This is a genomic window from Streptomyces sp. NPDC006487 (assembly GCF_042870555.1).
In the GTDB taxonomy this organism is placed as follows: Bacteria; Actinomycetota; Actinomycetes; order Streptomycetales; family Streptomycetaceae; genus Streptomyces.
In genome coordinates this window covers 417,300-424,729 of sequence record NZ_JBIAHN010000006.1, presented here as the reverse complement: position 1 = coordinate 424,729, position 7,430 = coordinate 417,300, and the positions used below count along the sequence as shown (strand labels likewise).

3 protein-coding genes and 1 pseudogene are annotated in these 7,430 nt (G+C 69.6%); 2 read left to right on the top strand and 2 right to left on the bottom strand.

Annotated elements, in window-relative coordinates:
- Positions 1 to 305, bottom strand: a pseudogene (locus tag ACFYM0_RS13120) (carbohydrate ABC transporter substrate-binding protein); the annotation flags it as partial.
- A 419-nt stretch (positions 306 to 724) separates the two neighbouring features.
- Here ACFYM0_RS13120 and ACFYM0_RS13115 point away from each other — a divergent pair.
- Positions 725 to 1,804, top strand: coding sequence for a LacI family DNA-binding transcriptional regulator (locus ACFYM0_RS13115; protein WP_388500200.1), 1,080 nt, complete (start codon positions 725 to 727; stop codon positions 1,802 to 1,804).
- A gap of 170 nt (positions 1,805 to 1,974) precedes the next feature.
- Here ACFYM0_RS13115 and ACFYM0_RS13110 read toward each other — a convergent pair whose 3' ends face one another.
- A complete protein-coding gene (locus ACFYM0_RS13110; RefSeq protein ID WP_388500197.1) occupies positions 1,975 to 3,723 on the bottom strand; it encodes a glycoside hydrolase family 6 protein in 1,749 nt (582 codons plus the stop codon).
- A 768-nt stretch (positions 3,724 to 4,491) separates the two neighbouring features.
- Between ACFYM0_RS13110 and ACFYM0_RS13105 the strand changes: the two genes are divergently transcribed.
- On the top strand, positions 4,492 to 7,419 hold the full coding sequence (locus ACFYM0_RS13105) for a glycoside hydrolase family 48 protein (RefSeq protein WP_388500194.1): 2,928 nt from the start codon (positions 4,492 to 4,494) through the stop codon (positions 7,417 to 7,419).
- The last annotated feature ends 11 nt before the right edge of the window (positions 7,420 to 7,430 follow it).

Sequence of the window (7,430 nt, the reverse complement as noted above, 5' to 3'; positions counted from 1 at the left end):
AGACGCAGCTTGAGCGTGTCCCAGTACTTCTGGCCGTCGGCGACGTTCGACTCTTCGATCTTGATGTTCGGATGCGCCTTCGTGTACTCGGCGTAGAGCTTGGCCCCCGTCGCGTCGTCGTAGCCGAAGGAACCGAAAGTGCCGATCCGCAGCGTGATCTGCTCCTTGGCGGCCGTGCCGTCGTCTCCGGCGGGGCTGTCGTCGCCGCAACCGGTGAGCAGGGCTGCGCCGGTCACGACGGCGACGGCTGCGGCGAATGCGTTGATCGCGGCGCGGCGTCCGCGTCTGCTGCTGGAAGTGCGCATGAACTCTCCTCGTCCAAGGTGGTGCTCGTTGTGCGCCAGGGGGGTCCGGCGGGGTGTTCGCGGCTCGGCGAGGGGCCCGCCTGGACCCGATGGTGAAGGCCGTTGTCGCACCCCTGGATGGGAGCGCTCCCACGTCGTTGCCGGAAGGTTGCTGCCCAGTAGGGGTGGGTGTCAAGAGGTGAACGCGAATTCAATCGAGACGGGCTCCCGCCGCACCTCGGAGTCCCCTTTCCGGTTGCGGCCCGTCGGATAGTGAACGAGACCGTGGCGGAGCAAGGGAATCGAGGCTAGTGTGGGAGCGCTCCCACATCCTGTCCCGGCGTAACGTGTGCCGGAGCGATGAGGTGGAGCCACTGTCTTGCCCGATTCACCTAAAGTACCTGCTCAGCTGGCCGGGCCGGCGCCCGACGCGGAGCGCGATGGCGCACGAGGGGAGTTCGAAAGTCGTGAGCGGACGGCAGAACGGCAGGCCCACCCTGGAAGAGGTCGCGGCCCTGGCCGGCGTCGGCCGGGGCACCGTATCCAGGGTCATCAACGGCTCCCCCCGGGTGAGCGAACAGGCCAGAGCGGCCGTTGCCCGCGCCGTCGCCGAGCTGGGGTACGTCCCCAACCAGGCGGCCAGGGCCCTGGCCGGCAACAGGACCGATGCGGTCGCCCTCGTCATCCCGGAGACCGAGGCCAGGGTGTTCTCGGAGCCGTACTTCCTCGACCTGATCCGCGGGGTCAGCGCCGAACTGGCGGAAGCCGACAAGCAGTTGCTGCTCACCCTGGTGCGGACCGAGACCGAGCGCCGCCGGTTCGAGGACTACCTGGCCGCCCAGCGGGTCGACGGGGTCCTGCTGGCATCCGTCCACGGCGACGACCCGCTGCCCGACCGGATCGTGAAGCTCGGGCTGCCGGTCGTCATGAACGGGCGGCGCTCGGAGGCCGAACCGGTCGACTACGTGGACTCCGACAACATCGGCGCGGGACGGGCGGCCGTCGCCCACCTGGTGGGGCGGGGCCGCAGCCGGATCGCCACCATCAGCGGCCCGCTGGACATGTACGTGGCCCGCGCACGTCTGGGCGGCTACCGCGCGGGGCTCGCAGAGGCCGGGATCAAGCCCGACGAGTCCCTGGTCGCGACGGCGGACTTCACCGAGGAGGGCGGCCGCCGGGCGATGCGCGAGCTCCTGGATCGCGCCCCCGGTCTCGACGCGGTCTTCGCCGGATCCGATGTGATGGCGGCCGGTGCCCGCGGGGTGCTGCGCGAGGCGGGGCGGCGGGTCCCCGAGGACGTGGCCCTGGTCGGTGTGGATGATTCAGTGGTGGCCCGGCTGATGGATCCGCCGCTCACGAGCGTGCGCCAGCCGATCGAGGAGATGGGCCGCACGATGACCCGGCTGCTGCTCCAGCAGATCGCGGAAGGGTCCGGGGTCGGCGGTGCCCCGGGGCAGGGGGTGGGCGAGGGGCCGAGCCGGGTGCTTCCGACGGAACTGGTGGTGCGGGACTCCTCCTGAGCGGTTCGCCGCGGAGCCGGGCTCTTCGCGAAGGCAGGGTTCTGGGCGGACAGCCGGCGGAATTGGGCGGGGCGAAGCCTTCCCTTGGCGGTTCTTCCTGAGCGTGCGGAGGCCCGCGGCGGTACGGAATCCAGCTCCCGTACCGCCCCGGGCTTCTTAGGGGTGGTGGGTCACAGTGCCGGGTGGGCGTTCTTCATGAGTTCCCGGAACTGGGCGGAGAACCACTGGCCGGCGAGCGGCGCGTCCGGGAGCGAGCCCGACATGCTGTTGCCGTTGCGCGCGTTGCCCGTGTAGGTCGGGTCGCACATCCGGTCGAAGCCCTTGCCCTCGTCGTTCGGGATCTCCTTGCTCGCCCCGTCCGACTCGCCCGGCGGCTTGACCCACACGTACGCGTCGATACCGGCGGCGGGGGCGGCCTGCGGCCGTTCGCCGAGGCCGGCGCCCGACTGGTTGCACCAGTTGCCGAGGTGGATGCGCCGGTCGTAGCGGCCGCCGTTGACGTAGGTGTCGACGCTGGTCAGTGCGCCGGGTCCGGTGGGTCGGGCGGTGCCGCCCCAGCCGTTGCGGGAGGTGTCGATGAGCATGCCGATGTTGGTGTCGAAGCCGAGGGACACGAGCTTGTTGCGCATGCCTTGGGCGTAGGACAGTTCGTCGGTGTAGCGGTTCCAGTCGACCCACTTCGACTGGCGTACGGAGGTGCCGTTGACGGAGTCCTCGATCTTGAAGTGGTCTTCCTTGAGGGCGCTGTAGTTGGCGGTGTTGACGATGAAGCCGTGCACCTTGGCGAGGGTGGAGCCTTCGGCGGTGGCGGCTTGCTTGAACATCTCGGCGGAGGCGCCGAGGTTGTCGTCCCAGCCGAGCCAGCCGTGGTGGCCGGCGTCGACGTAGTTGTAGACGTTGGGGATGGCGCCGAGCTTGTTCAGCGCGTAGCCGACGCCCTTGATGTAGTTGCCGTTGGTCTTCATGACGTCGCAGTTGGCGGTGGCCGTGGGGCGTCCGGAGACGTTGGTGACGAGGTTGGGCAGGGAGTCGATCTCGACGGTGGTGACGATCCGCAGCCCCGCGTACTTGGCGTCGGCGAGGATGGCGGCGATCGGGTCGATGTAGGTGGTCTTGTACTTGTCGATCTCGGTGGGGCCCAGTTCGCCGTTGGAGGCGAGCGCGGCGCAGTCGCGTCCGGGCAGGTTGTAGATCACGAACTGGACGACCATCTCGCCGCTGCCCTTCTGGGCGAGTGCGGCGTCCAGGTGGGCGCGCAGCCCCATCCCGCCGTTGACGCCCGCGATGGCGGCGGTGCGGTCCAGCCAGACAGCGGTGGGCTGGTTCGACACCTTGGTGCCGCCCGGCTCGGCGGCGGCCTTGGCGGACCATTCGGGGTTCACGTACATCTTGGCGCCGGCGTACGGGTTGTCGGCCTTGCCGCCGGTCGGCGGTGGGGTGGTGGGCGGAGTCGTGGGAGGCGTGGTGGGGGGTGTCGTCGGGGGAGTGGTGGGGTCGGTTGCGCCGTTGCAGGTGATGCCGTTGAGCTTGAAGGTGGCGGGTATGGCGTTGGTCCCGGTGTGCGTGCCATTGAAGCCGAAGGAGGTGGAACCGCCGGTGGCCAGGCTTCCGTTGTAGGAGAGGCTCTTGGCCGTGACGGCCGCCCCGGACTGGGTGATGGTGGCGTTCCAGCCCTGGGTGGCCTGCTGGCCGTTCGCATAGGACCACTCCAGGGTCCAGGAGGCGACCGGGTCGCCGGTGTTGGTGACGATGACGTTGGCGCCGAAGCCGGTGTTCCACTGGTTGGTGATCTGGTACTCGACCTTGCAGCCGGCGGCGGCGGCGCCGGCGGAGGTGCCGAAGACGGTGGCGGTCGCGCCGGCAGCGGTGACGAGGCTGAGGGCCGCCAGCAAGGCGGTGCGGGGGATCGTGCGGCTCATGTCGTGGGGTGCCTTTCATTTCAGGGCGCGCAGGCGGTCGCGCGGCCCGGTGCCGATTGAGGAGGAGGTGATCGGGCTGGGCCTGAGGGGTGCTTCCAGGTGCTGCAGGTCCGGCGGGGGGGGACGAGGGGGTGCGGGCGTGCCGGCCACACCATGGCGCGATCGCCCATCGCCGATCTCACCCGCGGCCGGGTGGGACCGGGCTGTGCCGGGGCGAGGAGGGAGCCTCGACACGCCTTCTACGCGGGCATGTTGAGGGTGCAGGGGGGTCAGGGCCGTGGCCGGATGGCCCGTCGTGCAGGTGGGTAAGCAGGTGAGCCACCGGCTCGGGTCGTTGTAGGCAATGCCTCGGGCCGGTGGGGATTGCGGACGCCGGTCACATGAAGTGCGTTCACCGGGTTCTGCGTGCCTGCGACCTTCTGGCCGTTGCCCGGCAGGTGACGCCGTCGCGCAAGGTCACTGCTGCTCCGCCGAGCAGCAGTGACAGACGCGGGGCCGTCACATGAGCGAGCCCTCGCAGCAAGTTCGCGCTGCGACGGCACACCAAGCGTGGAAGCGCTCCCACTTGCTTGGGCCAGACCGTAGCGGCAACTGCCGCTAAGCAAAAGAGGGGTTGAGTAAATTCCTCACGCAACTCTTTCGACTCTTCACGTGTCTTGACGGCACCTCGCCTCCTCTGCACAGTGGGAGCGCTCCCATTAGTTCAGAGCTTGTGCGCAGTCGTTCTTCCCATCCCCGTCTCCCCGAGCCGCGAGGAGAACCATCCGCATGTCGGCACATCCCCCACCCAGACCACGCGTCCGACGCAGCAGACTGCTGACCGTGTCGGCCACGGCCCTGTCCCTCTCCCTCCCCCTGGGCCTCACGGCCGTCGGCGCGACCACCGCCGCGGCCGCCGCGGTGCAGTGCAGCGTCGACTACAAGACCAACGACTGGGGCTCGGGCTTCACCGCCGAGCTCACCCTCACCAACAGGTCCGCCACCGCGCTCGACGGGTGGACGCTGACCTACGACTACACGGGCAACCAGCAGCTCACCAACGGCTGGAACGGCACCTGGACCCAGTCCGGCAAGAGCGTCCGCGTCGCGGCTCCTGACTGGAACAAGACCGTCGCCGCGGGCGCGGCCGCCACGACCGGCGCCCAGTTCGCCTACAGCGGGACCAACGCCGCCCCCACCTCGTTCGCCGTCAACGGCACCCAGTGCACCGGAGCCCACCAGCCCCCGGTCGCCGTGCTGACCAGCCCTGCCCCCGGCGCCGTCTACGCGGTGGGCACCGCCGTCCCGCTCGCCGCCACCGCCGCCGCGGCCGACGGCGCCACCGTGGGCAAGGTCGAGTTCTACAGCGACACCACGCTCCTGGGCACGGACACCACCGCGCCCTTCGCCCTCGCCGCCACCGGCCTCGCCGCGGGCGCCCACTCCCTCTACGCCAAGGCCTACGACAGCCTCGGAGCCTCGGCCGAGTCGTCCCCCGTCGGCATCACCGTCGCCGCCGGCGCATCCCTCGTCGCCACCCCCGCGCAGCTCTCCGTACGCCGCGGGGAGACGGCAACCTTCGACCTGAAGCTCTCCAAGCAGCCGGCCGCGAACGTCACGGTGGGCCTCGCCCGCACCTCGGGCAACACCGACCTCACCGCGACACCCGCCGAGCTCACCTTCACCCCGGCGAACTGGAACACCGCCCAGAAGGTGACCGTCACCGCCGGGGCGACCGGCAGCGGATCCGCCGTCTTCACCGCCACTGCCCCAGGCCACGCCAAGGCCGAGGTGACGGTCGCCCAGCTCGCCGCCGACTCCACGTACGACGCCCGCTTCCTCGACCTCCACGGGAAGATCACCAACCCGGCCAACGGCTACTTCTCGCCCGAGGGGATCCCGTACCACTCCGTCGAGACGCTGATCGTGGAGGCCCCGGACCAGGGACACGAGACGACCTCGGAGGCCTATAGCTATCTGATCTGGCTGCAGGCGATGTACGGGAAGATCACCGGGGACTGGACCAAGTTCAACGGTGCGTGGGAGGTCATGGAGAAGTTCATGATCCCCACCCACGCCGACCAGCCCACCACCAGCTCCTACAACGCCTCCAAGCCCGCCACCTACGCCCCCGAGCACGACCTCCCCTCGCAGTACCCGGCCAAGCTCGACGGGACGGTCACCTCCGGCGTGGATCCGATCGCCGGCGAGCTGAAGAGCACGTACGGCACGGACGACATCTACGGGATGCACTGGCTCCAGGACGTCGACAACGTCTACGGCTTCGGCAACGAGCCCGGAAAGTGCTCCGCCGGACCGACCGCGACCGGGCCCTCGTACATCAACACCTTCCAGCGCGGACCCGAGGAATCCGTCTGGGAGACCGTTCCGCACCCCACCTGCGACAAGTTCGCCTACGGCGGCAAGAACGGCTACCTCGACCTCTTCACCGGGGACTCCTCCTACGCCAAGCAATGGAAGTTCACCAACGCCCCGGACGCCGACGCCCGCGCCATCCAGGCCGCGTACTGGGCGGACATCTGGGCCAAGGAGCAGGGCAAGCAGTCACAGGTCACCGGGACCGTCTCGAAGGCGGCCAAGATGGGCGACTACCTGCGGTACTCCATGTTCGACAAGTACTTCAAGAAGGCCGGGAACTGTGTCGGCCCGACCGTCTGCCCCGCCGGCACGGGCAAGGACAGTGCGCACTACCTGATGTCCTGGTACTACGCCTGGGGCGGAGCCACCGACACCGCGGCCGCCTGGTCCTGGCGGATCGGCTCCAGCCACGCCCACGGCGGCTACCAGAACCCGCTCGCCGCCTACGCGCTCAGCGAGTACGCCCCGCTGAAGCCCAAGTCGGCGACCGGCTCGGCGGACTGGGCGACCAGCCTCGACCGGCAACTGGAGTTCTACCGCTGGCTCCAGTCCGACGAGGGAGCCATCGCGGGCGGCGCGACCAACAGCTGGCAGGGCCGGTACGCACAGCCCCCGGCCGGGACCCCCACCTTCCACGGCCTCTTCTACGACGAGAAGCCCGTCTACCAGGACCCGGCGTCCAACCAGTGGTTCGGGTTCCAGGCCTGGTCCATGGAGCGGGTCGCCGAGCTCTACCAGCAGACGGGCGACGCCGCCGCCAAGACCGTGCTCGACAAGTGGGTCGGCTGGGCCCTGTCGAAGACGACGATCAACCCCGACGGCACCTACCGCATCCCCTCCACCCTCAAGTGGTCCGGTGCCCCCGACACCTGGAACGCGTCGGCGCCCGGCGCCAACACGGGCCTGCACGTCACCGTCGCCGACTACACCGACGACGTGGGCGTGGCCGCCGCCTACGCCAAGACCCTCACCTATTACGCCGCGAAGTCCGGCAACGCCGAGGCCAAGCGGGTCGCCAAGGCCCTCCTCGACGGCATGTGGGCCCACCACCAGGACCCCCTGGGCGTCGCCGTCCAGGAGACCCGGACCGACTACAGCCGCTTCAACAACCCCGTCTACGTCCCCAGTGCGTGGACCGGCAAGATGCCGAACGGCGACGCGGTGAACTCCGCCTCCACCTTCGCCTCGATCCGTACCTTCTACAAGGACGACCCGGCCTGGCCGAAGATCGAGGCCTACCTCGCGGGCGGCGCCGCGCCCGTCTTCACGTACCACCGGTTCTGGGCCCAGGCGGACATAGCCCTGGCCATGGGCTCGTACGCGGAGCTGCTCGAATAGCAGCCCGCCCC

What these genes read in the sequence shown, in the direction of transcription:
- ACFYM0_RS13115 (WP_388500200.1), top strand. Translation starts at nt 725, where the DNA reads ATGGCGCACGAGGGGAGTTCGAAAGTCGTGAGCGGACGGCAGAACGGC.
- ACFYM0_RS13110 (WP_388500197.1), bottom strand. Translation starts at nt 3,723, where the DNA reads ATGAGCCGCACGATCCCCCGCACCGCCTTGCTGGCGGCCCTCAGCCTC.
- ACFYM0_RS13105 (WP_388500194.1), top strand. Translation starts at nt 4,492, where the DNA reads ATGTCGGCACATCCCCCACCCAGACCACGCGTCCGACGCAGCAGACTG.